At 61.5% G+C, this 25,575-nt stretch carries 23 protein-coding genes and 2 pseudogenes; 7 read left to right on the plus strand and 18 right to left on the minus strand.

The annotated features are described in order from the left end of the window. The 3 genes from RJT48_RS10675 to RJT48_RS10685 are packed head-to-tail and all read right to left on the minus strand — an operon-like array spanning position 1 to position 3,333. Positions 1-738: an ABC transporter ATP-binding protein gene (locus tag RJT48_RS10675; RefSeq protein ID WP_311172266.1), complete on the minus strand. Its 738-nt coding sequence runs from the start codon at positions 736-738 to the stop codon at positions 1-3. Further along, positions 735-2,669, minus strand: a complete 1,935-nt coding sequence (locus tag RJT48_RS10680; RefSeq protein ID WP_311172267.1) for a NosD domain-containing protein — start codon at positions 2,667-2,669, stop codon at positions 735-737. Before RJT48_RS10680 ends, RJT48_RS10675 begins: the two co-directional genes overlap by 4 nt. A 4-nt stretch (positions 2,670-2,673) precedes the next feature. Then, positions 2,674-3,333, minus strand: coding sequence for a nitrous oxide reductase accessory protein NosL (locus RJT48_RS10685; RefSeq protein WP_311172268.1), 660 nt, complete (start codon positions 3,331-3,333; stop codon positions 2,674-2,676). 237 nt (positions 3,334-3,570) lie between these two features. On the opposite strand from RJT48_RS10685, the gene RJT48_RS10690 reads away from it, so the two are divergent. Then, entirely contained in the window at positions 3,571-5,937 is a 2,367-nt protein-coding gene (locus RJT48_RS10690) for a heavy metal translocating P-type ATPase (RefSeq protein ID WP_311172269.1), read from the plus strand. A gap of 43 nt (positions 5,938-5,980) precedes the next feature. Continuing rightward, the gene (locus RJT48_RS10695; RefSeq protein WP_311172270.1) at positions 5,981-7,429 is read left to right on the plus strand and encodes a hypothetical protein; all 1,449 of its coding nucleotides are present in this window, start codon (positions 5,981-5,983) and stop codon (positions 7,427-7,429) included. Positions 7,430-7,462: 33 nt separating this feature from the next. Here the strand turns inward: RJT48_RS10695 and RJT48_RS10700 are convergent, their stop codons facing one another. The 11 genes and pseudogenes from RJT48_RS10700 to RJT48_RS10750 form a co-directional block, all read right to left on the minus strand. After that, positions 7,463-8,308 carry a VOC family protein gene (locus RJT48_RS10700; protein ID WP_311172271.1) on the minus strand — a complete coding sequence of 282 codons (846 nt, stop codon included), beginning with the start codon at positions 8,306-8,308 and terminating at the stop codon, positions 7,463-7,465. Positions 8,309-8,360: 52 nt separating this feature from the next. Beyond that, positions 8,361-9,014: a cytochrome c biogenesis CcdA family protein gene (locus RJT48_RS10705; protein ID WP_311172272.1), complete on the minus strand. Its 654-nt coding sequence runs from the start codon at positions 9,012-9,014 to the stop codon at positions 8,361-8,363. Further along, a complete protein-coding gene (locus RJT48_RS10710; protein WP_311172273.1) occupies positions 9,011-9,550 on the minus strand; it encodes a TlpA family protein disulfide reductase in 540 nt (179 codons plus the stop codon). Before RJT48_RS10710 ends, RJT48_RS10705 begins: the two co-directional genes overlap by 4 nt. After that, entirely contained in the window at positions 9,547-10,212 is a 666-nt protein-coding gene (locus RJT48_RS10715; RefSeq protein WP_311172274.1) for an SCO family protein, read from the minus strand. Before RJT48_RS10715 ends, RJT48_RS10710 begins: the two co-directional genes overlap by 4 nt. 187 nt (positions 10,213-10,399) lie before the next feature. After that, positions 10,400-11,005 (minus strand): ArsR/SmtB family transcription factor, encoded by a 606-nt coding sequence (locus RJT48_RS10720; RefSeq protein WP_311172275.1) that lies wholly within the window; start codon positions 11,003-11,005, stop codon positions 10,400-10,402. A gap of 112 nt (positions 11,006-11,117) precedes the next feature. Then, positions 11,118-12,497: a S8 family serine peptidase gene (locus tag RJT48_RS10725; RefSeq protein ID WP_311172276.1), complete on the minus strand. Its 1,380-nt coding sequence runs from the start codon at positions 12,495-12,497 to the stop codon at positions 11,118-11,120. Between the two features lie 96 nt (positions 12,498-12,593). Then, a pseudogene (locus tag RJT48_RS10730) lies at positions 12,594-13,106 on the minus strand (RNA-guided endonuclease InsQ/TnpB family protein); the annotation flags it as partial. A gap of 414 nt (positions 13,107-13,520) precedes the next feature. After that, positions 13,521-14,512: pseudogene (locus RJT48_RS10735) on the minus strand (transposase). A gap of 575 nt (positions 14,513-15,087) precedes the next feature. Further along, positions 15,088-16,095, minus strand: a complete 1,008-nt coding sequence (locus RJT48_RS10740) for a CPBP family intramembrane glutamic endopeptidase (RefSeq protein ID WP_311172277.1) — start codon at positions 16,093-16,095, stop codon at positions 15,088-15,090. Between the two features lie 208 nt (positions 16,096-16,303). Beyond that, complete coding sequence (locus tag RJT48_RS10745) at positions 16,304-16,501, minus strand: hypothetical protein (RefSeq protein WP_311172278.1); 198 nt, start codon at positions 16,499-16,501, stop codon at positions 16,304-16,306. A 9-nt stretch (positions 16,502-16,510) separates the two neighbouring features. Further along, on the minus strand, positions 16,511-17,062 hold the full coding sequence (locus RJT48_RS10750; protein WP_311172279.1) for a hypothetical protein: 552 nt from the start codon (positions 17,060-17,062) through the stop codon (positions 16,511-16,513). Between the two features lie 1,141 nt (positions 17,063-18,203). On the opposite strand from RJT48_RS10750, the gene RJT48_RS10755 reads away from it, so the two are divergent. The 4 genes from RJT48_RS10755 to RJT48_RS10770 all read left to right on the plus strand — a co-directional run bounded on the left by RJT48_RS10755 (position 18,204) and on the right by RJT48_RS10770 (position 20,279). After that, positions 18,204-19,040 (plus strand): hypothetical protein, encoded by an 837-nt coding sequence (locus RJT48_RS10755; protein ID WP_311172280.1) that lies wholly within the window; start codon positions 18,204-18,206, stop codon positions 19,038-19,040. A gap of 144 nt (positions 19,041-19,184) precedes the next feature. Continuing rightward, positions 19,185-19,454: a type II toxin-antitoxin system HicB family antitoxin gene (locus RJT48_RS10760; RefSeq protein ID WP_311172281.1), complete on the plus strand. Its 270-nt coding sequence runs from the start codon at positions 19,185-19,187 to the stop codon at positions 19,452-19,454. Then, entirely contained in the window at positions 19,454-19,705 is a 252-nt protein-coding gene (locus tag RJT48_RS10765) for a type II toxin-antitoxin system HicA family toxin (RefSeq protein ID WP_311172282.1), read from the plus strand. Before RJT48_RS10760 ends, RJT48_RS10765 begins: the two co-directional genes overlap by 1 nt. 157 nt (positions 19,706-19,862) lie before the next feature. Then, positions 19,863-20,279, plus strand: coding sequence for a hypothetical protein (locus RJT48_RS10770; protein ID WP_311172283.1), 417 nt, complete (start codon positions 19,863-19,865; stop codon positions 20,277-20,279). A 286-nt stretch (positions 20,280-20,565) separates the two neighbouring features. Here RJT48_RS10770 and RJT48_RS10775 read toward each other — a convergent pair whose 3' ends face one another. From RJT48_RS10775 to RJT48_RS10790, 4 genes are all read right to left on the minus strand, one after another. After that, positions 20,566-21,054 (minus strand): hypothetical protein, encoded by a 489-nt coding sequence (locus RJT48_RS10775; protein ID WP_311172284.1) that lies wholly within the window; start codon positions 21,052-21,054, stop codon positions 20,566-20,568. A gap of 451 nt (positions 21,055-21,505) precedes the next feature. Further along, positions 21,506-21,775 carry a PRC-barrel domain-containing protein gene (locus tag RJT48_RS10780; RefSeq protein ID WP_311172285.1) on the minus strand — a complete coding sequence of 90 codons (270 nt, stop codon included), beginning with the start codon at positions 21,773-21,775 and terminating at the stop codon, positions 21,506-21,508. Between the two features lie 115 nt (positions 21,776-21,890). Then, positions 21,891-22,784 carry an alpha/beta fold hydrolase gene (locus RJT48_RS10785; protein WP_311172286.1) on the minus strand — a complete coding sequence of 298 codons (894 nt, stop codon included), beginning with the start codon at positions 22,782-22,784 and terminating at the stop codon, positions 21,891-21,893. Between the two features lie 244 nt (positions 22,785-23,028). After that, on the minus strand, positions 23,029-23,685 hold the full coding sequence (locus tag RJT48_RS10790) for a helix-turn-helix domain-containing protein (protein ID WP_311172287.1): 657 nt from the start codon (positions 23,683-23,685) through the stop codon (positions 23,029-23,031). A 246-nt stretch (positions 23,686-23,931) separates the two neighbouring features. On the opposite strand from RJT48_RS10790, the gene RJT48_RS10795 reads away from it, so the two are divergent. Next, positions 23,932-25,575: an NADH-quinone oxidoreductase subunit D gene (locus tag RJT48_RS10795; protein WP_311172288.1), complete on the plus strand. Its 1,644-nt coding sequence runs from the start codon at positions 23,932-23,934 to the stop codon at positions 25,573-25,575.

The following is a 25,575-nucleotide window of genomic DNA, read 5'->3' on the forward strand; positions in this document are numbered from 1 at the left end:
TCAGACACCCCCTGTCAAGTCATCGTCGCGGTCTTCACGCCCGCTTCGGACCGTGATTTCGCCGTCGACAGCGCTGTCGTAGGCGGTTGCAAACGCGGCGTCCCGTATCGGCAGTTGCCGATCGAGGCGAAGTCGACCGCGGTCGAGGAGAAGCGTCCGATCGGCAACCTCTTCGACGGCAGGCAAGTCGTGTGTCGCGATGACGACGCTGCGGTCATCTGTCGCCAGCGAGTGACACTGGTCGAAAACGCGCCGAGTCATCGTCCGGTCGAGGCCGCTTGTCGGTTCGTCGAGGACGAGCAATTCGGGATCGCCGGCCGCGGCGACAGCGACCCCCAGCAATCGACGCATTCCGCCGGAAAGAGCTCTCACCCGACGGTTCGCGACTGCCCCGAGGCCGACCTGGTCGACGAGCGTCTTCGGGGTCGGGCCCGTCCCGGCGAGGCGGTCGTAGTACGCCACCGTTTCTGCGACCGTCAGATCCGCCCGCGGATGGAACGACTGCGGGAGGTATCCGACCGGGTGGCTATCCCCGGTCGCAGGGTATTTTACAGTCCCACTCGTCGGCGTTGCGACGCCCGCGAGGGTCTGCAGCAGCGTCGATTTGCCGCCGCCGTTCGGACCGACGACGGCCACGACCGACCCTGCCTCGATAGCGAGTGACAGTCCTCGCAGGACTGATACTGGTCCGTACTCGTAGTCGATATCCGTCGCCGACACGACTGGATTCTCCGTCATAGTGCTATGTGTCTATCTGCTGTTCGTGATTGCGTCAGGGCGATCGAACAGTTCGCGCCGGCGGTGCGGGCGAGAGCCAATCGGTCGGGATTGACCGGTCGGGGTTCCGGGTGTCGATCGACGATTCCGCCGCTCCGCATCCCCGGTACGGTACCGCGAAGTTCGCGCAGCGCGACGACTGCCGGTGCATTCGACAGGAGCTCGGCGCCCGGGTCACCCAGGCGGCTATCGACCGGGTTCGTCGGGCGATACGGTCGGTTTCTCGTGTCGGGGACTGCGTCCGTCCGCGACCAGTAGTTCCCCTCCCGGCCGCCGGACCAGACGCGCAGTGCGCCGCCGGTGGCAGTCGCCGGGCGGCTGTTGCCGAGGAAATCGTTGCCGATCACCCGGTTGGAGGCCACGATCGACGCCGCATCGGCGCCGACGTCGTTCCGAACAAGGACGTTGTGCCGGTAGAGCGACTGTCGCGTGCCGATCTCCAGGCCTACGTCGTTCGCCACGAGGCGGTTCCGCGCGACGTACGAGTCAGTCCCGGCCGTGACGATACCGTGACTCGACTGCCGGACGTCGTTGCCGACGAGGACGTTTCCGGTGGGCCGCGTCATCACCACGAGTCCGGTCTCCGTCCGGCGGGCGACGTTGTCCGCGAGAAGGCTCTCGGAGGTGAACATCAGGTGGACGCCGAACCGGAGGTCGCACATTCGACTGTCGCGGACGACGAGTCCGTCGGAGCGGTGAGCGTAGACACCGTCGAGGGTCCCCACGACGGTGGCGTTCCGGACGATGGCGTCCGCTGCCCCCATCGCCATCACTCCCATATACCCGTCGCCGTCCGGTGCGGTCCCGTGGACAGTCAGGTTCTCGACGAAGCTTCGCTCCGTCTGGCGCAACAGCACCCCGTTCGAGGGCGTCCGGATCGAAACGTCGGCGACGACGACCGAACTGGTGTTCACCGCTGCAACGCCGGCATCCCCGCGTCCGTAGGTCCCCCTGACGTGACTGTCCCACTCTTCGGCGACCGCATCGATGTCGATCCGAGCGGTACCGACGTCATCGATTGCGATGTCAGTGACGGCGACGCGGTCGCTCGTGACAGTCACAGCAGTCCCGTTGCCGCCCGCGGAGAGGGTGGTGGCGGGGCCCGCGCCGCGGAGCGTTATCGGCCGGTCGATCTCGACGCGCTCGTGATACGTGCCAGGTGGGACGTACACCGTCGTGTTCGGTGGCGCCCTGTCGACTGCGGTCCCGATATCTGGGGCATCGGTCCCGACGACCATCGAAACCGGGCGTTCAGTGAGTGAAACGAGGCCAGCAGCCGTTCGGTTCGCCTTGCTCTGGCGGGCAGCGACTGTGTCTTCCCAGGAACGCGCTCCGCCCGGCCCGTCGACCCGTTCCCGGACGGTCTCCCACTGCCAGACCGCGACCTGCGCGTCGCGTCCGACGCGGTCGGCGAACTGCCGGGCAGCGCTCCTGTCGCTGAAGGGGACCAGGACCCGGCCGGGAGTCGCTTTCTGCGACGGCATCGCGACGAAACTGGCCGCCTCGACAGCGACCCAACCGGGACGACCGGCGGTGGGGATCGGGTATCCGGCTTCGCTCACCGCCGGTTCGGTGCCGGCGAAGTCGCTGACGAACACGCCGAGCGGCGGCCCGAACTGCTGTCGGTGCCCTTCGCGACCGAGCGCCGCGACGAGCGAGCCGACACCGTAGTAGCCCACGACCGTCTCGAACTGCGCGTAGGACACCTGGGCCTTCGGAACCACGGCGCCATCGGTCTGTGTAGTCCGCACTGTCTCCGCGGTCAGCCCGGATTTCGCCGTCGAGCCGAAGGGGACCGGCTGTGGCTCCCGCGTGGCATCGACGGCGAAGGCCCCACCGTACACGGCCGCGAGCAGGAGACACGACACCACGACGGCGGCGCCCCACTGCATCGAATCACTCGAAGAAGCTCCCGCGATACTGCTCTGCGAGGTCGCGATCGAAGTCGCCGAAGGCTGCGAGATCGTCTTCGGTGAGGTCGTCGTACTCCTCGACGTAGGCCATCGCATCCGAGCGGGTATCGAACGCGAGCGGATTGATCCGCATCGGGTCGTCGACGCGGTCGGAGTCCATCTCCAGTACGTACGTCGCCGCCTCCCCGTCGATCCACTCCGTGGTGTCGTGGTCGTGGACGAACGCCGCGGCGATGGCAGCATCCGCGTGCGATTCAGCGAAGTGACCGGGGTCGGCCACGAACGCAGCGAGACAGCCGTTCGAGCAGAAGAACTGTGGGTCGGCAGCGTCGTACTGAATCTGGGCGTTGTAGTCCGGGAACTTCGCCGGCATCATATTACAGACCGCACAGGAGGCCTCTTCGGGAACCGAAAGCGGCTCCAGGGAGGCCTTCTCGGTTTCTGTCGGTGTTTCGGTCTCCGTCGGTGTTTCGGTCTCCGTCGGTGTTTCGGTCTCCGTCGATGTGGCCGTCGCGGATTCGGTCTCCGCTCCGCCTCCGTTGTCGCCGCCTGTACACCCCGCTACTGTCACCGCGAGTAGCGAACTGCCGATCCCGAGTGTACGCCGACGCGTCAGGCCGTCCGAATCAGGTGTTCCGGACATATGCGGACGTTGGCGCCGCACCGTCAAAGCCGGTCTGGTAGGATTCTCGAAGACTGCGCAGGGGTTGTTCACACATTCTGCGCCTTCGATACTTCGTCGTGGTATTCCGCTGATACAGAATGCTCGTCGGATTATTAATTCTATCCCCATAATTTACCATATCTTGTGATAGATCACCGGAAAGATAGCAGCTGAATTAATAAACACGGAGGCATTTGGTTTAAATAAGCAACCACTATGACGACAGCAGATTCCGGGCCGCAGGAAGACAGAAGGGCGGAGCGTCGGGAGCGCGGCGACGACGGCGATAGCGACGCCGCGGCGTCGTTCGACGTGCCGGATATGGACTGTCCGACCTGTGCCGGGAAAGTCGAGAGCGCGCTCGACCGCGTCGAGGGGATTCGCTCCCGGGAGACCAGACCGACGACAGGCCGCGTGACGGTCTCCTACGACGAGGAACGCGTATCAGAGGAGGATCTCGTGAACGCAATCGAGGATGCCGGGTATACCCCCGCGGGAGGCGAAGACGAGGACGCCGCCCCGGAGATGGCCGAGAGAGGGGAGATCTGGACGAGCAAACGCGGGATCAAGACGTGGATCAGCGGCGCGTTCCTCGCCGTCGGTCTCGCAGTCGAGTTCCTGCTGGTCGCCTGGAACGCACCCGTCGGGAGCCTGCTGGGCACCGAACTCTTCGTGGCCGACGCGCTGTTTCTACTCGCGGTCGCCAGCGGCGGACAGGCGATTCTCCGTGACGGTTACTACTCGGCGCGCAATCTGAACCTCGACATCGACTTCCTGATGTCGGTCGCGATCCTCGGTGCGTTGCTCGCAAGCGTCGGCTTCGGCGAGGCGCTGTATTTCGAGGCAGCGACGCTCGCGTTCCTGTTCAGCGTCGCCGAACTACTCGAAGACGAGGCGATGGACCGGGCGCGAAACTCGATGCGGGAGCTGATGGATCTCTCGCCGAACGAGGCGACGATCAAGCGCGGCGGCGACGAGGAGACCGTCCCCGTCGCCGCGGTAACGCCAGGCGACGTCGTGGTCGTTCGGCCCGGCGAAAAGATCCCGATGGACGGCGAGGTGATCGAGGGCGAGAGCGCGGTCAACCAGGCACCGATCACGGGCGAGAGCGTGCCCGTCGACAAGACCGTCGGCGACGAGGTGTTCGCCGGGACGATCAACGAGGGTGGCTATCTGGAGATCCGTGTCACCGCGACGGCGAGCGACAACACGCTCTCGCGGATCGTCGAACTGGTCGAGGACGCCGGCGCGAAACAGACCGAACGCGAGCAGTTCGTCGAGCGGTTCGCGTCGTACTACACGCCGGTCGTGGTCGCCTTCGCCATCCTCGTCACGCTGGGCACGCCGTTCGTCTTCGGCGTCGGATGGCCAACCGCGGTCGTCTACGGGCTGACGCTTCTCGTTTTGGCCTGCCCCTGCGCGTTCGTCATCTCGACGCCGGTCTCCGTCGTCTCCGGAATCACGAGCGCCGCGAAGAACGGCGTCCTGATCAAGGGCGGGAAACACCTAGAGGCGATGGGCGCTGTCGACGTCGTCGCCTTCGACAAGACCGGCACGCTGACCACCGGCGAACTGGCCGTGACGGACGTCGTCCCGCTGAACGGGAACACCGAGGCCGACGTGCTCCGCTGCGCCCGCGGCCTCGAACAGCGCAGCGAACATCCGGTCGGCGAGGCGATCGTGGCCGCCGCCGCCGACGCGGGAATCGACGGTGTCGACGAGGTCGCGGAATTCGAGAGTCTGACCGGGAAGGGCGTCCGCGCGGATCTCGGCGGCACGCCGCACCTCGCGGGCAAGCCGGGGCTGTTCGAGGAGTTCGGGTTCGACCTCTCGCACGTCCACGCCACGACCGACGGCGGGGTCGTGACGACGACGGCGCGCCGCCTCTGTGAGCGGAACAACTGCCTCGATCTCCTCGACGACACCGTCCCGGAGCTTCAGGCGGAGGGGAAGACGGTGATCCTCGTCGGGACCGAAGACGAACTGGAGGGCGTCATCGCGGTCGCCGACGAGGTCAGACCGGAAGCCGAGCGGACGATCGCTCGGCTGAAGGACCTCGGCGTCGAGCGGACGGTGATGCTGACCGGCGACAACGAGCGGACCGCCCGCGCGATCGCCGACCGGGTCGGCGTCGACGAGTTCCGCGCGGAACTGCTCCCCGAAGAGAAGGTGGCGGCACTCCGGGAACTCGTCGACGAGTCGCCGGACGATGGCGGGGTCGCGATGGTGGGCGACGGCGTCAACGATGCTCCCGCGCTCGCGACGGCGACGGTCGGGATCGCGATGGGCGCGGCGGGGACGGATACCGCTCTGGAAACCGCCGACGTCGCGCTGATGGCCGACGACCTCTCGAAGCTCCCCTACCTCTACGAACTCGCCCACGACGCAAACGGCGTCATCAGACAGAACATCTGGGCGAGTCTGGGAATCAAAGCGCTGCTTGCGATCGGTGTGCCCTTCGGCCTGGTACCGATCTGGTTGGCCGTTCTGGCGGGTGACGCCGGGATGACCATCGGCGTGACCGGCAACGCGATGCGGCTGTCGCGGGTGCGGCCCGACGAAACAACTCAAACGAGTGTTTGAGTCACGCTCAGGTTTTTGATCGGTCGAGTGCGAACGTCTGTCAATGCACCGTCGCCGACTCCTCTCGGTCCTCGCCCTCGGAAGCGCCGGTCTCGCCGGTTGTGCGGCCCCCACAGGTTCCTCCACCACCACGCCCGGCTCGATGACGAACGGTTCACCGGGTGGATCGACCGCGGAGGAGTCTGATCCGACTGGGACGGAAAGAGGGGATGGTCCGATCGTCGACGTCGGGATCGAAACGTCGAGATACTTCCTCTATGCGGACGAACTGATTCCCGACGAGCGGGTGATCGATCCCGACGATATCGTGTCCGCCGCCGAACTCGATCCGTCCTTTCGGGACGTGCTCGAAACCGCCCGAGAGGTCGGCTACGAGGTCGACCAGGTATCCGAGTCCGTGCTGGAGAGTGTCGATCGGTTCCGCGATCACGGAATCGGCTATCGGTTTCAACCGTACGTCGAACTGACGGGCACCCCCATCTCGTTCGATCCCACAGTCCCGACCTTCCGGGCGCGATTGGCGTCGGGCGACGCCGATGAGGCCGATCCTGGTCGCACAGTTCGTCACGACGACATCGATAGCTTCGCCGACCCGGTTCGAGAGCTCGTCCGAACGATGGGGGCCTTCAGTGCGCAGGCACCCCGCGACGAGTACCGGATCTCGGTGCTGCCGGCGGGGGTCGAGAAGTTTCTGGACGAATACGACTACATCGAAGACTCGGTCGGCACCAGTCGGATCGAAACCGAGCGGATCGATCCAGGGCCGCCGTACGCGATTTCTGTCCGGGAACTGACCGAGGAGGACCTCTGGGGACATCCTATCGTGGCGTGGGAATCGCTCTCGGAACCGGTGAGACGGCTACTGACCCGGACAATCGACTCGGATCGACGCGCACCCGCGCTGCCGCCGGAGTGGTCCGAATACCGAACTGACGACGTTCCGGCGGCGTTCTGGGAGCGACTTCAGGGCGAGGAGGGCGTTTCCGACCGCCCGTACGTGAAATTCGAGGGCAGGATGTACAGCGTTCGTGCCCAGGAGACCAGACAGGGACGACTCCCGGTCGAACTGACTGCCTCGACAGCGGCGGATGTGGATGAGCCGGCGATAGTCGTCAGGCTCAGCCCGTCCACATCGGGAGATCATCCGCCGCTCGACGACGGTCTCGAACTCGAAGCGAGAGGTGCCGTACCGAGCGTCCTCTGGCTCCAGACCCCGACGGGCCGTCGGCTGCTTCCGAGCGACGCGTACGAAAGTGTCAGCTGGGAACCGGCCGAAGAGGGGTCAGTCGATCGGCGGATCCGGAACATCGATCGGGCGTCGGTGTCGGGAGACGACGCGCTCTCGACGGCGTATCGGATTCCCGATGCGGTCCCCGCCGGGACGTACCGGAGTTGGGGCCGGTTCACCGTCTCCTGGACGAACGCGGACACCGGACAGGAGTATCCGCAGATGGAGTACCCGTTCGCGGTGCGGATCGGCGTTCGCCGGTGACTACCTCCATCAGTCGGGACGCGATGAACCCCGTCACTCGACTCGCACCCTGACAGTGATCCCGTCCGGGTCGGTGAACTCGATCCCACCGCTCCAGTCGCTGACGGAGACACCGCTTTGCCCCAGTCGGTCCCGAATCGCCTGCAGTGCGTCTGCATCCGGAACCAATACCTCGAACCACGCGAGGCCGCGAGCGGACGCCGGTTCCGAGCGCCCGTTCCAGGTGTTGATGCCGAGGTGGTGGTGGTAGCCGCCGGCCGATACAAAGAGCGCGGCGCCGACGTCCATTTGCACCTCGAAGCCGAGTGTATCGACGTAGAAACCCCGAACGTTGCCGATCGCGGTCGCTTCGAGGTGGACGTGGCCGAGCGTCGTTTCCGGCGGTGCGCTTTTCGCGCCGTCCGACTCGGCGGCGAGCGAGTCGAGATCCAGGGGCAGCGTCGCCATCTCGACAGTCCCGTCGGCGGAGCGAGGCCACCGGTCCCGCGGCAAGTCCCGATAGATTTCGACGCCGTTGTCCTCGGGATCCGAGAGATACAGCGCCTCGCTCACCCGGTGGTCTGACGCGCCGTCCAGTTGCCAGCGGGTTCGGATCCGTTCCACGGCGTCGCCCAACGCCGCCCGAGACGGGACCCGGAAGGCATTGTGAAAGAGTCCGGCTGCGTCGGGATCCCGTTGTGTGGCGTCCGTCCGTTCCAAGACGAGCAGCGCCGTTCCGTCGACGCCCAGTGTCGCGGTCTCCGGGGTCTGCTCTTGCACCGCGAGACCGACGACCGATCGATAGAACTCCGTCATCGCGTCGAGGTCGGCCACGCGAAGCGCCGTCCGACCGAGGCGCGTCCCGTCTGGCAACGTCGGCGAATCTGCTGGACTATCCATTCGTGGCCTACACTGACGTCGGGAAGGCTATTGAATTCCCGAGGTTTCGCGGTCAGAGCACGTCGAGAACGACTATCGAGAGGTAAAGCTGGCCGACGCCCGCGACGATGAGGAGGATGCCGGCGGCCTGCTTCAGTCGGCCGGAATAGCGGCCGACGTTCCGCCACTCCGTGACGCCGGCGTCGGTGAGCAACGTCACACCGACCAGCGGGAGCGCGACGGCCCCGGCGTAGGTTCCGAGGACAGCCAGCCCGCGCCCGGTCGACAACGCCGACGCCTGCGCGATCACCCCGAGAAACACCGGCACCACACAGCCGGCCGCTGCGACGGCGTAGACGGCGCCGAAGATTCCGAATCCGAGGAGCGACTCCGGTCGTTCCGGCAGCGGGATCGTCGGTGCGGTCTTGCCGGCGAGCACCGCCACACCGAAAACGACGAGCGCGGCGCCGATGAGTGGCTCGAACAGGGGCAGAATGGACGTCAGCCGGGTTCCCAGGGCGAACGCGAGTGCCGCCACGCCGCCGAGCGTGACGATCGCACCCGCCGCGGCTGCCGCGCCGGAGACGAGTGCCGGCTGTTCGCTATTCCGCTTGAGGTAATAGCCCACGTAGCCCGGAAGCAACGGGAACGCACACGGCGCGAAGAACGTCGCGATTCCCGCCCCGGCGGCGAACCCGAGCGTCCCGAGGAAGGCAGCGGAGGTCACGTCTCGTCGAGCACCTGATCGAGTTTCGGTCGGAGGGTCTCGACGGGCGAAAGTCCCGCGTCCTGCCACCTGATCTCGCCGGACGCGTCAGCGATCGCGTGGTACGGAACTCCGCCGGCGCCCAGCGCCGCCATCAGGTCGCTTTCGGGATCGACGCCGACCGTCCACTCGCCGTGGTGCCGGCGCCACCACGAGCGGATGTCGTCCGCGGTGAACGTGCCGCCGAGCCGCTCGTTCGTGATCGAGATGAACGTGACGCGGTCGCCGTACTCCTCGTAGAGGGTCGATAGCTCGTTCATCTGTTCTTTGCACGGGGCACACCACGTCGCGAAGAGGTCGATCAGCGTCGGTTGCCCCTGCTGTGGGACCGAGGCCACACCCGCTTCAGATCCCCGTGCGTCGATCGTCTTCACTTCCAGCGGGAGCCTGTCCGATCCCCCTAGCGGAAGTCCTGAGAAATCTCCACGGAGTGCCATCACGCTCGCGCCGGTGATACCGAGGCCGCCGAGAGCGGTCAGTAGTCGGCGTCGGTTCATCGGTTCCTCACCGTGTCGAGATCCGCGATGATCCGTTCCGTGTCCGGCGAATCGGTCCGGTACGCCCGCTCGATGTATCCGTCGCCGTTGACGAGGTAGGTCATCGGCGTGTGAGCGAACATGTACATATCCATATCCTCGGGATGTGTGCGCTCGAACGTCACGCCGAACTCTTCTTGGACAGTCGCCTTCGCCCGTTCGGGTGATTCGGGCCTGAGGAAGGTCCAGTTGCCGGCGTCCAGCGCGACGTTCATCTGCTCGGCGTACGCCGTCAGGCGTTCGGCGTCGTCGCGTTCGGGGTCGAACGTGACCGGGAGGAACGTGACCGATTCTGCATACCCTTCCTCGATAGCGTGCGCCTGGACGTTCCGCATCGCGCCCATCAGCACCGGACAGACGGTCTGACAATTGCTGTAAAAGAAAGTGAGGAGAGACGGCCGCTCCACGGATCGGACCGAAATCTCGCCCCCCTCGATCGGTGCGGGGAGCGCCACGTCGGGAACGCGCTGTCCCCAGGCGGGATAGGGCAGTTCCTCGCTCGTGTACTGCCGGTCCGGTTCAGCGAGCGCGACGTCGGGGTTTCCGCCGCCCAGGCCGAGACAGCCCGCACTGCCGATCACACCGGCTGAGACAGCCCCACGGAGAAATGTCCGTCGTTGCATACCAGTTGTATTGTGTCAGATATGCACGGCTATAAGGGATGTGGTCAGTCTCGAAGAGTGAAAACGGGGGTTCATACTGATTACTCTCACTGTTTACCGCCGAGCGCCATCCCCGTTGGCGGCGCTCGGCGGTAAGAAACGAGAGTAATCAGTATCAGGCGGTATGGTTCCGAAAAGTACCAAATCCCTACCGTGACTGCGCGAACGCGACAGCGAGGAACACGACCAGGCCCCCGAGGAAAAACAGCAGTCCGGGTTCGGCGAAAAGCAGGACGCCGCGCAGCAGCGCGTTCCCGTCAGCGACCCCCAGACTCGCCGGCTCGAACGGAGAGGCGATAGCCCCGCCGAGCAGCCGTTCGGCAGCGACCTGCACAGCGAGACTCGTGAGCGCGAGGACAGCCAGACCGGCGGCCCAGTCGGAGAGGCGCTCGCTGAGCCCGTCTCGCTCGGCCGCGGAGGCAGTGCCGACAAAGACGATCGGATCAGCGGCCGGCCCGTAGACCGTCATCTGGTTGCCCTTCTCCGAGAGTTCGGTCCCGACGGATTCGACGATGCCCGCGGTTTCCAGTTTCGAGAGGTGATAGTGGACGTTCTGCACGGAGGTATCCAGGTCGCGAGCGAGTTCCGAGGGCGGTGCGGGATCCTCGTGGAGTCTGCTGAACAGCAGACGCGCCGTCTCCGAACTCAGCGCGTCGACCAGTTCGCCGGCCGTGTCGTCGGCGACGTCGACCACTGCTGGCGAGGCGTCAGGCGCCCGCGTCCGCGGAGCCAGTCGTGAAAGCGGTGATGACATCTTTGTCAGGGCTTACGGCAACGAAGCCTATCAAACCGTGCGTAGCTCAAGCGAGTCTTTGAGGATCTGATCGGGCGGCAACGGGGAAGCGATTCCGCGATTGTCGCCCAGTTCACCGTGCCCGGGCACGTTGGACGGCGGCGGTCACGTCCAGCCGACCCGCACCGGATGCCAGGTCGCGGCCCGACCGACCGACATCACCCGCCGAAGCACGGAGGAGGGTTGCGACCTCCGCGGTATCGAGAGTTGGGGCCGCGTCCAATACCAGCGCCGCGGCGCCAGCGGCCCGCGCGGCCGCCGCAGACGTTCCAGCGTCCTCCTCGGCGACCCACGGCACCGGCGGCGCGATAACATCAACGCCGATCTGGCCCTGCGCGGTCGGTCCACGGCCGCTGTACGGTGACACCCCGTTCCCGGAGGGAGATTCCGCGGCGACCCCGTCGGTGGATTCTTCGTTCCCCGGGTCGGCTGTCACGCCGACGCCGATGACGCCGGGAACGCTCGCGGGGGCTGCGATGCTCCCCAGCGGCCGAGGAGATGCGAGGGCGTGTGTCGTTGTCGTCACGGACACACGACCCGTCTGGTCGGGGTTCTCTCTCCCGGGATCTGTCGACCCGCCTCCGTCACTACTGGTCGGGCGGACTGAAAGCGCGTACGTTCCCGGAGAGATGTCGGCCACGAGGCGCTGTCCGAGACGGTCCTCCGTCGCCTGCGAGAGCGCGACCAGGTTCCACCGGCGGCCGTCGTCCACCGAGCGGAGAAGCGAAAGCGTCAGATCGATCTCAATCGCGGGGTCGGTCACGAGCCACGCCCGGAACCGGCCGGCGATCGAGTCGGTACCCGGACGCGGCCGAATTCGCAGCCGCCGCCGTGTCGATCCATCGTCAGCCAGCGCTCCGTACGGCCCTTCCCAGTGACCGCGTGCCGCGTTGCCGGTCGGCGCGACGAAGACAGATCCGGATTCGACCGCCCGACGGGCGGCTCTGTAGACCGCAGACCGGGACGTCGCGGCGGTGCCGTGGGCCGCAACCGGGGCCAAGATTACATCCACCGCACGCGTCCGTGCCCACTCGATTGCAGCGACGAACTCTGACGGTCGGCGAAAGGACGCCAGCGAGAGTCGGGCGTCGGGCGCGAGGCGAACGACGGCTGCCCCGGCGGCGGTACCGTGACTGGTCCCCTCGACGACGGCGCTTTCGTCACCGAACTGCCTGATCGCGTCGATTGTGCCCGCGATGGCATCGTGATTTGGATCGAAGCCGGTCGGATCGAGAACGGCGACATCCACGCCCGTGCCAGTAATCCCCGCGTCGTGGAGGTGCTGGAGCGAGACCGGACGGTTGCTGACAGTGCGTTCTCGGCTCACCGCCAGGCTGTCGATGGTCGGGACCCGTCCGGAGGCGAGGAGGCTCACTGCGGCCGCGCCGCCGACGGTCAGGGCCCGACGGCGGCTGATCTGGAGACCCGATCTGTCACGTCTGTCGTCCGTCACGTTTCCGGAGCTATTCCACGAGGCGGCTTGATGCTGTCGGTCGATGCGAACGAGAGACTGCCTATACGGAAGGAGAATAGAGTGAACTACCCCACCCTACTCGCTCACGGCTACCGCCGTTCGCTCCTTGAGGGTGGGGCTTCCTGTTTCAACGACGCACTTTGCATCCACGACGGTGGACGACCCACCAGTCGCGGACGTAGGGAGTGCAGTCTCCGCAGGCGTCACTTCGGCGTGTCCCACGCCTAACTCTGAAAGCCCGCGTTGTAGCACGTTGTACGCGGCGTTCTCGTCGCGGTCGGTCTCGAACCCACAGGTCGGGCAGGAATGTTCGCGCACCCACAGTTCTTTCTCAACCTCAACCCCGCACTCGGCACACTCTTTCGTCGTGCCCTCAGGTTCGACTTTCACGAAGTGCGTGCCCTCGCGCTCGCATTTGTATTTGAGGAAGTCGATGAATGTCCGCCACGACGCCGACGCTCGGTTGCTACTGTTCGACGGCAGTTGCATCATCCCGTGAACGTCAAGATCTTCGACCGCGACGAGGTCGTACTCCCGAGCGTAGTAGTTTGAGAGTTTGTGTAGGAAGTCGGGTCGCGTTAAGTTAAGCAGAAACGCAAGACTGCAAGAGCATTTTCCGAGTTGGAGAAACCCGATTTATATACTCAAGACAGGTAGTAACTCCGGGAGAAATATAGTAGCGTTTGCAAGTCTTCGCTCACACGATCGCACGATAGCGTGCGATCGGATGAGTAATCAGTTGCAAACGCTACTATAGGATACGCCTTCTCAGTTCTCCTTGCCGTTGATCGTCAGAACACGATCAGCTACAACATTCTAGAACACTTCAATAAAATCGCGTGACTGCAGCCATATTGGTACCTATAGTAGCGTTTGCAAGTCTTCGCTCACACGATCGCACGACAGCGTGCGATCGGATGAGTAATCAGTTGCAAACGCTACAATAACTTAACGCGACCTGTGTATTTGCAACAATAACTTGAGGGTGTCATAGAACTCTTCTCACACCGTGATGATCGTGCTTCCCGGATTGTCTCCGCGTTCGTAGTTGGTGATTGCGACGACAAGACGAAGGCACAGCGCAAGGAACACCTGCGATCGTGCGTGAACGCGGCCTCGGGCGTGCGTTCGCCCGAGGCCGCAGTCCTTCACTGATTCGTTGGTTCGTTCAGCTCCTGTCCGGCGGTTGTACGTCTCGTCTAGCGTCGATTGCTTCAGCTGTACGTCCTCGCTGTGTTGTTCGATGCGGTCTTCGACCCTGTACTCGATGTCTTTCGGATCGTCAGTGTTTCGCGCGTTGTACGGAGCGACTGGCACGACTCCTGCGGCCAGCAGGTGGTCGTGCCAGTCGAGCGTGTCGTAGGCGCTGTCACCGACCATCCAGATCGGGGTGGCGACGGCGAGCGCGTCACGCGTGACGCGCATCGCCGTCTCCTCTGGTGCTTGCTTACTCTCGGTGAACTCCGCCGCAATCGGGATCTTTTGCCCGGTCGAGACGATCGTGCAACCGTAGCCGTGGTAGTACTCTCAGCGGTTGGATCGTAGCACTTCGACGCGTCTTGATCGGCGGGCATCGCCCTCACGTCGGTTGAATCGATACAGTAGGTCAAGTCGAGCAGGCCGCGCCGGGCGGCCTGCTCGACGAGTCGGGTAAAGACCTCGTCAACGGCGTGTTCGAGGTCGGTAAGGAATCGATCGACCGCGTCTCTCGACGGCGGTCGATCGAACCCACAGCTCAGCCAGACAATCTTGTTCCGAAGCTCTCGTTCAACGGGACGAATGCCGTAGATGTCCTTGTAGTAGCAGTGGAGAAAGCCACGCATCAGCTCTGGTGGTTGGTGCTCTCGTGTTCGCCCCGTCTCCGCCGGGGCGAACACGTCGAACTCTTCGAGAAACTCAAACGAGAGGTGCTCGAACAGTGCTAGCGTCTCCGTCTCCACGACATTAAAGAACGAGTCTACCGAAGGATCATCTTGCAGGGTCGCTGAACTCATCCACCTCAGCGTTCACCCTGCTCTTTGGTGTGCTACTCGTTCTATGACACCCTCGTCAGTACTGCAATAGTTGATAGTTGATAGTTGATATAGACGATTCCTTCTCAGTCTCCGACCACGCCTGTAGTTTGCGTTCAACCCGCAAAGCGCCGTTTTCGTGGACGTAGCACTCGGCTTCGGGCTTGAGCAGGACCGCATCCACATCACCCAGATAACGAGATCTTCCCGAGGACGTGGCTCAATCTCGATGTCCTTGATCGCAAACGGGTTGACCGCCGGTGGGGCAAAGGGGTCAGTCATCCTCAACCGCCTCGTTTCGATACCACCAAGCTCGAACGACGGGAGCCTGTGTTCAAAGCTCACTCGCGACTGGATGTACTGCACGGTTTGCATTCAGTATCCCCAACTCACTGTCACCAAGCAACCGGGGTGCCGCGCTTGCGTATTGCGTTGGTGACTCCCAAGCGGCGCTCCTGTCAGTACTGGGGGACTGGACGTACTCTTGTTAGGGGGTGTGTCGTACCGTGGTATCGAGACGGCGGCGCTCCTATTGAATGTCTCAGGCTGTGCAGAACTCACTCCTCGGAGGTGTTCGTGGCAGGTTCCCACCGAAGTGTTGGCCGCCCCAGATTGGGGACGACGCGAAGTCCACCATATACAGTACGGTACCACGCTACTACCAGTGCGATTCCAAGAACGGCACCTGCAAGCCGAACGACAACGGCCTCAAGCGGGAGGGCAATCGACTCTTGAATGGTCGTGGTGCTCGTTATGTGGAGGAGACTTGCCGGTTGAGCGTTCGTCCCGACGAGTACCCCGGCGAAGTTGGCCCCGAAATGAATCCCGATCGGCACGGACAGATCTCCACTGACAACGTATCCGAGGCCAAGCAGGAGGGATACCCCGGCCATCATAACTCCGAAGACCCGGCCTTTCCCCGCAGCGTGTGTCACATAAAACACCCCAGCGGCTGTGAGCACGCCGATACCGGCAGCCACCCACCTCGGAATCCGTCGAACGCCATCGAACCCCTCGGTAATGTTGGTAATGAGGTATCCTCGGACGAACAGTTCCTCCGGAATCACGAATAGCAACTGGAAGACAGCCCCACCGACTGCGAGTACGACCCACCAGAGTACTTGATGCGTTGTCACGACGCCGGTAAACTCGTAATACCCGATTGTGAGTCCGACACCAACTGAGAGAAGTGTGATACCGGCACCGAGTGCGGTCCCGCCACCGAACCCGCGCCACCACCCCTGATCCACGTGTAACCCCAAATCGGTGAGTCGCCGTCGATCGATCAGGACTGCAGCGACGACGACGGCAAGGGTGAGTCCAACAGCGTTCGGGAGCTGTCGACTGATCATATTGACGGTCTGGATGAGCGGCCCGTCACCGGAGATGAGCGTCGGACGGAACTGGTTTCCCGCCCCTGCCAGTATGAGGAACAACACGAACCCAGCGGTGAGACGAACGGGGGAGCGGGGACGTCGGTCAGATTCGTTCCAAACGACCCGGAACGGACGCCGCAACTGGTGGTTCCGGTCGAACAGGACTGTGTGGATGGAGGGCTTCCACATACCGCCAAACAGTCGGCGTACTCAATAAATTCTGCCGCTGCTGACCGGTTTGTCATTCGGATTTCGGTGAGTGATCGAGACAGTACGGTTCGTCGACGCCTGTGACGCAACCGCTGCCTGCCGTGGTGTCGAGACAGCTTCCTGATGTACTGAGCAATTCACAATACCTTGCGTGAGCGTATTCGCTCATAGAGACTCGGGATGAAAATCACTTATCGAAGGCTCCGTTCTGTTCGAGTACGTGCAGGCTGGCGGCAAGCACGACTCCCCGGCCGAGCCCGGCGACGTGGCCCAAAAGATTCGTTGTCGGGCCGGCAGCATTGAGCGCTGACAGCGGTGGGAAGAAATCCCAGAGCAGCGTGCCGAGGACGACGCCAGTGAGGCCAAACACGACTGTTTCCGGCACCCACGCGAGTCAAGTGCGGGCATCCGACTGTGAGCGTGGGGCTGTGAGGTACCAGCCACCGGCGACGACGAGCGCGCCGCCTGTACAACTAACTGCCCACGCGACGGTGGTACTGTGGCGGGCTTGTACGTAGCGTCCGACGGCGACGATGAGGACTCCCGCAAAACCAGCCGCAATGTCTGAAAAACCGTACGTGACAGGCGTAACGCCCGGATACAGGACTGGAAGCAACGCGTAGCTGGTGAGGATCGGAAGGACGAACAGCAGGGCAAGTGTGGTTCGCCAGAACCAGCGTCGCCCGTGGCGCGCTACACTGTACAGGTACGGGAACTCGACGATGCGGAGGTACGCGTCCAGGTTCTGAAGGAGGTATGTCTCGGAGGTGTGGACGTACGCTGCGGTGAGCAACGTATAGCCACGGACCCGCCCGTGATCAAACACGAGTGCGTCCCGAACGGGGAGTAGTGCGTAGTACTGGATCCCGGCGAGCATCAGCGCGATGCCCACAAGCCCGGCGACGTCACGGGCGTACGTCAAGAGTCGGTCCGAAGCGAGTGTCATTCCCTATATCGCTGGATACCGATCCAACTCAGGGAAATGAGTCCGATGAGTAATAATGAGATAGCAAAGAAACTATAGTAGCGTTTGCAACTTATTGCTCATTCGATTGCACGCAGTCGTGCGATCGTGTGAGTGAAGACTTGCAAACGCTACTATAGCTTGGGTGCCAAGAAAGCTGGAGAGCCCGAGGAAGTCAGTCCGGTTGAAATACCCGACTCCGAGGAAGACGCTGACGACAACGACGGCAGCACCGAGACGCATCCCTACTTCTTGCAAGAAATTTCTGAAGGTAAAGTCACGAGCCATATCGCATCTCTCAAACTATACTGACTTGGCGTTGGTGGAATTGTACCTAGCGGAAACGACGTGTCTGAATATCTGAGGCGTGCTCTGCCGTCCTGAACGTTCGAGCCCCGATTCACTAGCGAGGCTGCCAACAAAAGTGCCTTATTGACATCCTCCTCCGCGTGAACGCGGAGGAATCCCGAGCGGTGGGAGTTTCAGGTCTGCAACCATGGACGCCGCCACTTCACGGGAGTCCGCGTCTAACCCAGTCGTCGTGGTCGGTGGCTGTCTAGCCGTGCCAAGCGGCTGTTACTCCTATCCTCGGCGTCGTTGACTCCCATCTGTTGTTTTTGCCAGCGGGAGTCGCTGACACGTCGCCGGACTCGGAGTTATCTTGAACCTTGCTCGACCGACGGGCACAAGACGAACCTTTCTGGGATTCGCGTTCACCACGTCGGCGTTCCGGATATTGTCTCATTGGGTGGCGGGTTGGCCGCCTCCGAAGGTCGTTCGGAATCCGCTCCGTTCCGACCTGACCTTACCACAGTATCGCGGGTTTTGCCACTTGAACGTATGGATTAGAAACTCGGCTATGCAATTGTCGGTGGGAAGTGTCACTAAGTGACGGCGCGTATCCACGGCCTGAAGGCCGTGGTATTGCGCCTGTTCCGCATATAAAGCGCTGAAATGACGGTCAGTGTCGCCGGGAAGTCCCAACGTCTCCTCACCGACCAATACCACGAGGACGCACAGCGTCGATGAGACCCGCATTTTACTTTCCGATGGGTTGATACAGGCACCCCACTGACTTCTGCGGACGCATATGAAGCGTCGGACTGCCGGTGTCCTGATTGGTATGCTTGCAGTGGTCTGTTTCAGCCTCGTCCTCTCTGCCGTGTATCCGTTTACGATGACCGAACCACACGCAGCGAACACTCCGAGCGATCGATTCACCGTTGGTGAGACAGACGAGTTCAGCGCGACGGGAAGTCTCGTCGTCGACGGACAGGTGAGACTGGCATTCGACGGCGTGGTAACTGCTGATGGCGCATGGTACCAGCGGGTTGTCGATGGCGACGTTGTTGCAGCGGCCTACCAGCCCAACGCAACTGGCCCGGTCTACCGCAAGCGGACGATTGAAGGGAGTGATACCGCCGAGCAGCAACGAGAACTGATTGCTGAGGATGAGGATCGCGTACTCGTCGGTTCAGATCGGGACGGTGACAGCGTGGCAGTCATCGTCAAAGAGAACGGCACCGGCGTCACGCAGCCGGTGTCAGGCACAGCATCGGTGTTCGTAAACAATCTAGCCGTCGCCGGGTACGAGGCCGAAGGGTCTGATTCGTCGGACGGGACAGTCTATAAGCCACGGTCAGGATGGTACGACGGACGGGAGCCGTACCGAGTTACAGACGCCTCGGGTGAGGTACGGACTGACGCTAACTCGCACGTAGTCACATCGGCGAACGTCTCCTGGGACACTACAGAACCTGCGGGAACGTACGCGGAGTACGTGCTGGTCAGGTCGTTCAGCGACGAACCGACGACGTACCGGATCACGTTCGAGTTTGAATCAGGCGACGCCAACCTTGAGCGACCACCGTGGGTGAGATCGAATCGATCTCACTCACAGGGTGTCATAGAAGACTTGTCACGGGATTATTTCACGACTTCACAGCCGGATCAGCCGTGAGAACCTGTGTGCATACTGAACGATTCGTCGCCTCTCGTGCGAGGAACTCGGCGGAGGTTTTCAACACCGGTTTGGCTGCCGTAGGAACGCCGAAGAACCCGATCGGACCAAATACTTATTCTCTTCATCCCGTAACAAACGGTAATGGCTACCTCAACGTGGGACGGCGACAACCACGAAGACGAAATCCGTCTCTGGCGTGAGGACGATGGGTGGATCGCCAAAGACGTCGAAACGGGAGTGACGACTCAGGGGGCCTCACGAATGTCGGCACTGGAAAACCTCGATGACGCTGTTGCCCTACGAAAGGGTGAGGCCGGACGCGAACCCACAGACGAGGAACTCAAAGAGGTGGGAATCGATCCCGAGGATAATACGACCGGTGAGCAGGGTCCACCGGACGTTTTGGAGTAATGGGGAGACGGACGTTCTCCGGACGAGAAGTGGTCAAGGTCCTCGTCAACGATGGCGGATTCGATTGGCGTCGAACGACCGGCGACCACGCCCAACTGTACTACGAGCACCCGACCAACAAGGACGACCAACGGCAGGTAACTGTGCCGCTCCACGATGAACTTCGGATCGGAACCCTTCGAGAGATTGCCGAGGACGCAGGTGCGAACGATTTCGACGACTTCTGTGCGTGGATCGACCGAAATTCGTAAGAAAGTATCAAACGATCATTCCAAGTTACTACCTGTTCTTGAGAGCGTCAAACAAGTAACGTCGTGACCAATCTCTGTTCGATCAATTTGTTCACTATACTCACTGTATGTATCAGTTCTGCAGAAGGCACTTACGTATTTTCGGCTTAGCAACGATATGAATCGCCGTCAGGCCCTCGCCACTATCAGTACGACAGCCCTCACATCAGTAACAGGATGTGCGACTCTCGAAGCCGAACTCGGGATGCGATCCGACACGCTTGGAGCGTTCGCGCTGGCGAACAGTATTGCAGACTCATTCAACGTCTCGCTCGAAGTCCTCCGTAACGGCACTCTTGTCCATCAGGCATCGTATCCACTTGATCCGGGATCGGAACTAGAACAACCAGAGTACACCATCAACGAGTGGAACGAGAATTCTGATGCACAGCGCTGGACTGTTCGGGCCAAAATAGCCGAGAGCGAGTGGAAAGACGCTACAATTGACGCTGCTAGAGGGTCTGAAGATGACTGCCACAGCGCTACTGTTGTCACTGGGGATTGGCCTGAAACACCGCTACTCGTCTTACACTAAACAGTTGGTGCGTTGCCATATGACCGAACGAACTGACCGACTACTCGCCGTTCTCGTTGCACTGATAGCCCTATTGGTTGTAGCACAAACGACCACGGCCCCACGAAACCAATTACTGGGGACAATAGGACTGATGTTTGGCAGCGTCGCTATCGTATACGCACTTGTTGAACTAGTTGGCGCGATCAGTGCAGGTATCTAAATCGATAAGTTAGAGGGTTCGAACATCAATTAGTCCAAAACAGATGAGTTCCAGAGGAGTTCAGGCAAACGGGGTTACCACCACTCAGTTCTGTTTAGGAGTGCTGATGTAAGCCTGGACGTGAACTGTCGCTGCACTGCGATTGGGCGGCGGGGTTTCCGAGCCAATATATTGGTTGTCGGCAACGAGTAGTTCGAGTAACGCTTTTGGCATCGATTTGCTTGTTGCTCCCTGCTGGCCCTGTGTTCGAGTTCCTCCCCACACCCGGTAGTGGCCATCGGTCTCTCGGCGTTTGAGCGAGTCGCTGGTGGTAGCTGCGAGTACGATCGCTGGCCCCTTCTCGACCACGAACTCATAACTAAATATATAGATATCATCGTCCGATGGAAGTGAAGCACTGCTGATAGGCTCAGAAAGCTTCCACACGTGATACTCGCCCGAATCGATCGTCGTTCGCTCGTCAAGAATCTGCGCCTCACGGGGAATACTGGGAGATGAATTCAGCGCCGCACAGCCAGCCGTCAGACAGATGCCAGCGGTACAGACCGTGAGAAACCTTCGACGGGAGGGCATAGCCGCCGATACTCCTCAGATCTATACAAGTCTTGTTCATTCACCGTTCGGTAGCGCGGAGGCCTCGTCCTCAGCGAGCGAAGTGAGCAGGGCGGGGAGGAAGCGCGTTCGCATAGGTTTAACACGCCCCGAGACAGACCCTGTTACACTCCACGGGGATCAAAACGGACCGCGTGGAGGGGCCGCCGTAGACCGGCCCTGAATCCGGGGACAACGAAGCCAGACGAATGGCCGAGAACACTGGAAATTAAAGTCGGGTGAGACGGCTTCGGACTTCGACCACGGGACGAAACACCGCGCAGGAATCCCCTCCGCGTGCTCGTCCTGCCGCCGTGAACCGCGCCACGTCCATACACGGGGGCGGATGGAAACCGTAACCACGGGGAAAGCCCCGCCCTCAACAAGCGAGCCCAACGGCGAGCGAGTAAGGCGGGGTAGTTTACTCACCGACCTAACCGTCCACGGCTGCATCCAAAGATTGCCCGGGTACATTCACGATGAGGTACTCTTGTGCCGTTTCGACTCTGTCGACGGAGACGACCACTTGGCCATTCCCCATTCGTGGGAATCCGGCTGACTCCTTGCCGCTCGGATTGACGCAGAGAAATTCGAGTTCACCTGTGTTGGGGTTCAGCGTGATGTTATCGAGCGTACCGAGTTTTGTTCCGTCAGTTGTCATTACCTCACAATCGCTGAGGGAGGACAGGGAGACCGAATCCATAGACGAGCCTTGTCAGAACAGAGTATTAACAGCAAACTAAGCTGAAACAACGGCTTCAGTATCAAGCCCTGCTGCAGGCTCGATTTGCTGTGAGTGTAATCGAATGACGGCTCACTCACGAGAGGTGGTCGAGTAATTCGTCGGTAACTGCCTTGCGCTCGTGATGCACCCAATGTGACGCGTCAGGAAACGTTCTGAGCCGACCGGCCTCACAGTATTTGAGACTCCGTTCGGCCATCGACGAGACGAGTCCGACGTCATCTTCACCCCAACAGATCAGCGTCGGCTGGACCACGGTGTCACGTGGGGGACGCTCCGATCGCCGGAATCCACGGTACCAGTTGATACGTGGTTCAATACCAGTATGTTGCCACGCCGCCTGATACCGTGCGATCGCTTCATCGTCGAACGTTCCCTCATTCGAGGATACCTCGAGCGTCGCAACCATATTATCCATCTCGTTCCGGCGTAGCATCCACTCAGGGAGCTTCGGGAGCTGGTAGAACCAGACGTACCAACTCCGGGTGATCTGGCGGAGACTGGAGCGGAGCGTCTCTCGATACACCGTCGGGTGCGGAACATTACAGATCCCGAGTCGATCGACGATCGTTGGTTCGCGAAGAGCGACGTTCCAGGCCACGAACGCGCCGAAATCGTGCCCAACTATATGGGCCGACTCGCGTCCCTCACTGTGGATTAATTCACGAACATCAGCGACGAGATTCGACATCCGGTAGGCGTCGATTCCATCAGGTGCCTCGCTCAGGTTACAGCCCCGCTGATCCGGGACTACCACGCGATAGCCACCTTTGACGAGCGGACCGATCTGGTGGCGCCACCCGTACCAGAAATCCGGGTGGCCGTGTAACAAGACGACGAGGGGTGCGTCAGGGTCGCCAGCCGTTACGACGTGTAGTTGGACGCCATTTACCTCCCGGGAGGAGGATTCGACGTTGGGGATTGTAAGCAACGATGCGTCAGTATCTGTGGATTGTGGTGTTGCTGACATCGGTATTGGTTGGGAAGGCGAGCGATTCGGATACTCTGCTCACGCGTCAACGGGGTATTGATGTCTGAAAATACACGATGCATCCGAATAGGCGGACTGCCGTAGCGGTGAGGCCATTTATATTTCAGCCATGAGCCCGATCACATCAGCGTAGTCCCCGAGCCACGACTCAATCGGTCAGGAGGTACGTCCGGTTTCCGGAACCCAGTCACGAAACCACGCCGAGTGAGTTTCTGAAATCACGTCAGCGGACGATCTCTCTGAAGACGCGTTCTTCGACTTTTCGAAGGTGTTCACCCACTGTTCCAGGTGATATCCCGACAGCTTCACCGATCTCTTCAAGTGATGCTTGACGTGGTTCGGTGTAGTATCCTAACTCCACGGCTGTCTCAAGGACTTCTTCTTGCCGGGCTGTGATCATCCGACTGAGTGACGACTCGTCGGCCTCGTACTCTCCCATATTGAGAATGTCGACCGCCATCGAATCCAACTCGTCAGTGTAGTCGAACAGCGTTCTGAAGCTGTCTTCCGTCCCGAGGTACGTGATCTTGAGGTGATCCTCCGAGGTAAAGTGCATCGGCGTATCGACCACTAGAAACGATTCTTGCTGGAGTGTCAGTGCCCGTCGGACTTCGTCGGTCGGTTCGAATTGACTCACAGCCATCCACCGGTCGTCTCCAGCGACGAGATAATCGATCACGTGCGGGGATTCGGCCATAATCTGTTCGTATCGGTCTTGACTGCCGCTCGCTTCGGCCAGTAATAACACCGTCTCGTCGACCAGCAGTTCGACGTGATGAATGGCTCTTCGGTCGATGTCCGGTGATTCCGTGAGCTCATCTCCGAGTGGATGAAATGCGCCTCCCTCGTTTGGCTTGATTTTCACCGTGAGATACCGCATACGACGAGTTGTATCACGTCGGAAATAAATCACTACCGTGGCGCCGCTCACCGCCGCGGCGCAACGAGAAAAAGACAGTTCCGAACGCCCACTATAGTAGCGTTTGCAACTGATTGCATATCCGATCGCACGCAGTCGTGCGATCGAGTAAGTAAAAACTTGCAAACGCTACTATAGTATTTATATCACACCACTGGTGAGGCGACGCGCCTACCCGGCCAAATCTGGAACTGATACGTGAGGACGATGTCTCAGCATCACCGCTCGACCGCCCGGCAGCCCCCGTCTGAGGCGGTCACCGCCCTCCCAACCGACGCCATCGTCAGTCGTGAAACACACGACAACGCTCCCGCGGTCGTGATCCGCGCTGACCGAGTGCAGAGCGTCCTCTCGACACTTCGCTCGGCGGCAGGATTCGACCACTGTTCGTGTGTGACTGCCCAAGAGTACGAAGACCGCTTCGAGACGATCTATCACCTCACCAGTTACGACGATCGGACGCGCGAGTTGTCGGTCGTTGTCCCGACGGCGAAAGACGATCCCGTCAGCGAGTCGGCGACACCGGTCTACCAGACTGCTGCGTGGCACGAACGGGAGGCCTACGATCTAGTCGGTATCGAATACGCGGATCACCCGGATCTGCGGCGGATCCTGCTGCCGGAGACCTGGCAGGGACATCCGTTGTCGCTGGACTATGATCAGACACGGTCCCAGATCGTGCCGCTGTCCGAGCACGCGAATCCGCTTCAGGAGGATCACCGTGAGGGACCTGACACGATGCACATCAACATCGGACCGCACCATCCGTCGACTCACGGAGTCCTTCATTTGAACGTCGAACTGGATGGAGAGACAATTGCCGATGTCGAGCCGGATATCGGGTACATACACCGGTGTGAAGAACAGATGTGCCAGCAGGGGACCTACCGCCACCAGATTATGCCGTACCCAGACCGCTGGGACTGGGGCGGTGCGGGTCTCCTGAACGAGTGGGCGTACGCCCGCATCATCGAAGACCTAGCCGGTATCGACGTCCCTGAGTATGCCCAAGTCGTCCGGACGATGAGTGCCGAATTGTCTCGGATTCTCTCGCACTTGTTGTTTACTGCGATGTACGCGCTGGACGTCAGCGGCGAGTTCAATGCTACATTTATGTACGGGTTTCGGGACCGGGAACTCGTCCAGGACCTCCTTGAGGACCTGACCGGGCAGCGAATGATGTTCAATTACTTCCGGGTTGGCGGCGTCGCGTGGGACCTTCCTGAGCCCCGCGAGGAGTTCCTTGAAGACGTGCGGGCCTTCACCAACGAGTTGCCACGGAAGCTTACAGAATATCACGATCTCCTGACGAGCAACGAAGTCTTCCAAGCCCGGTGTGTCGACACCGGCGAGTTCCCACCAGCAGTCGCAAAGCAGTATGGAGCCACCGGGCCGGTCGCTCGTGCCTCCGGGATTGATTACGACCTCCGACGTGACGACTCGTACGGCTACTACGATCGTCTTGAGTGGAACGTCATCACCCGAGACGGCTGCGATAACTTCGCCCGCGTGCTCGTACGACTACAGGAGATCGAAGAATCAGCGGCCATCATAGAACAGTGCGTCGACCTGCTCTCGGACTGGCCGGACGCGGACCGGGCCTGCCAAGCAAACGTACCGCGGACGCTGAAACCGTCCGGGGAGTGCTACCGGGCTGTTGAGGGCGCGAAGGGCGAGCTCGGGATCTACATCCGTGCGGACGGGACCGATACGCCCGCACGGTTCAAAATCCGTGGCCCATCATTCTCGAACCTGTCGGCGCTACCGGCGATGGCGGAAGGCGAGTACGTCGCTGATCTCGTGGCGACGCTCGGCAGTCTCGACACGATTATGGGGGAGGTGGATCGATGA

This window comes from Halobellus ordinarius (assembly GCF_031823395.1).
Classification (GTDB): domain Archaea; phylum Halobacteriota; class Halobacteria; order Halobacteriales; family Haloferacaceae; genus Haloquadratum; species Haloquadratum ordinarius.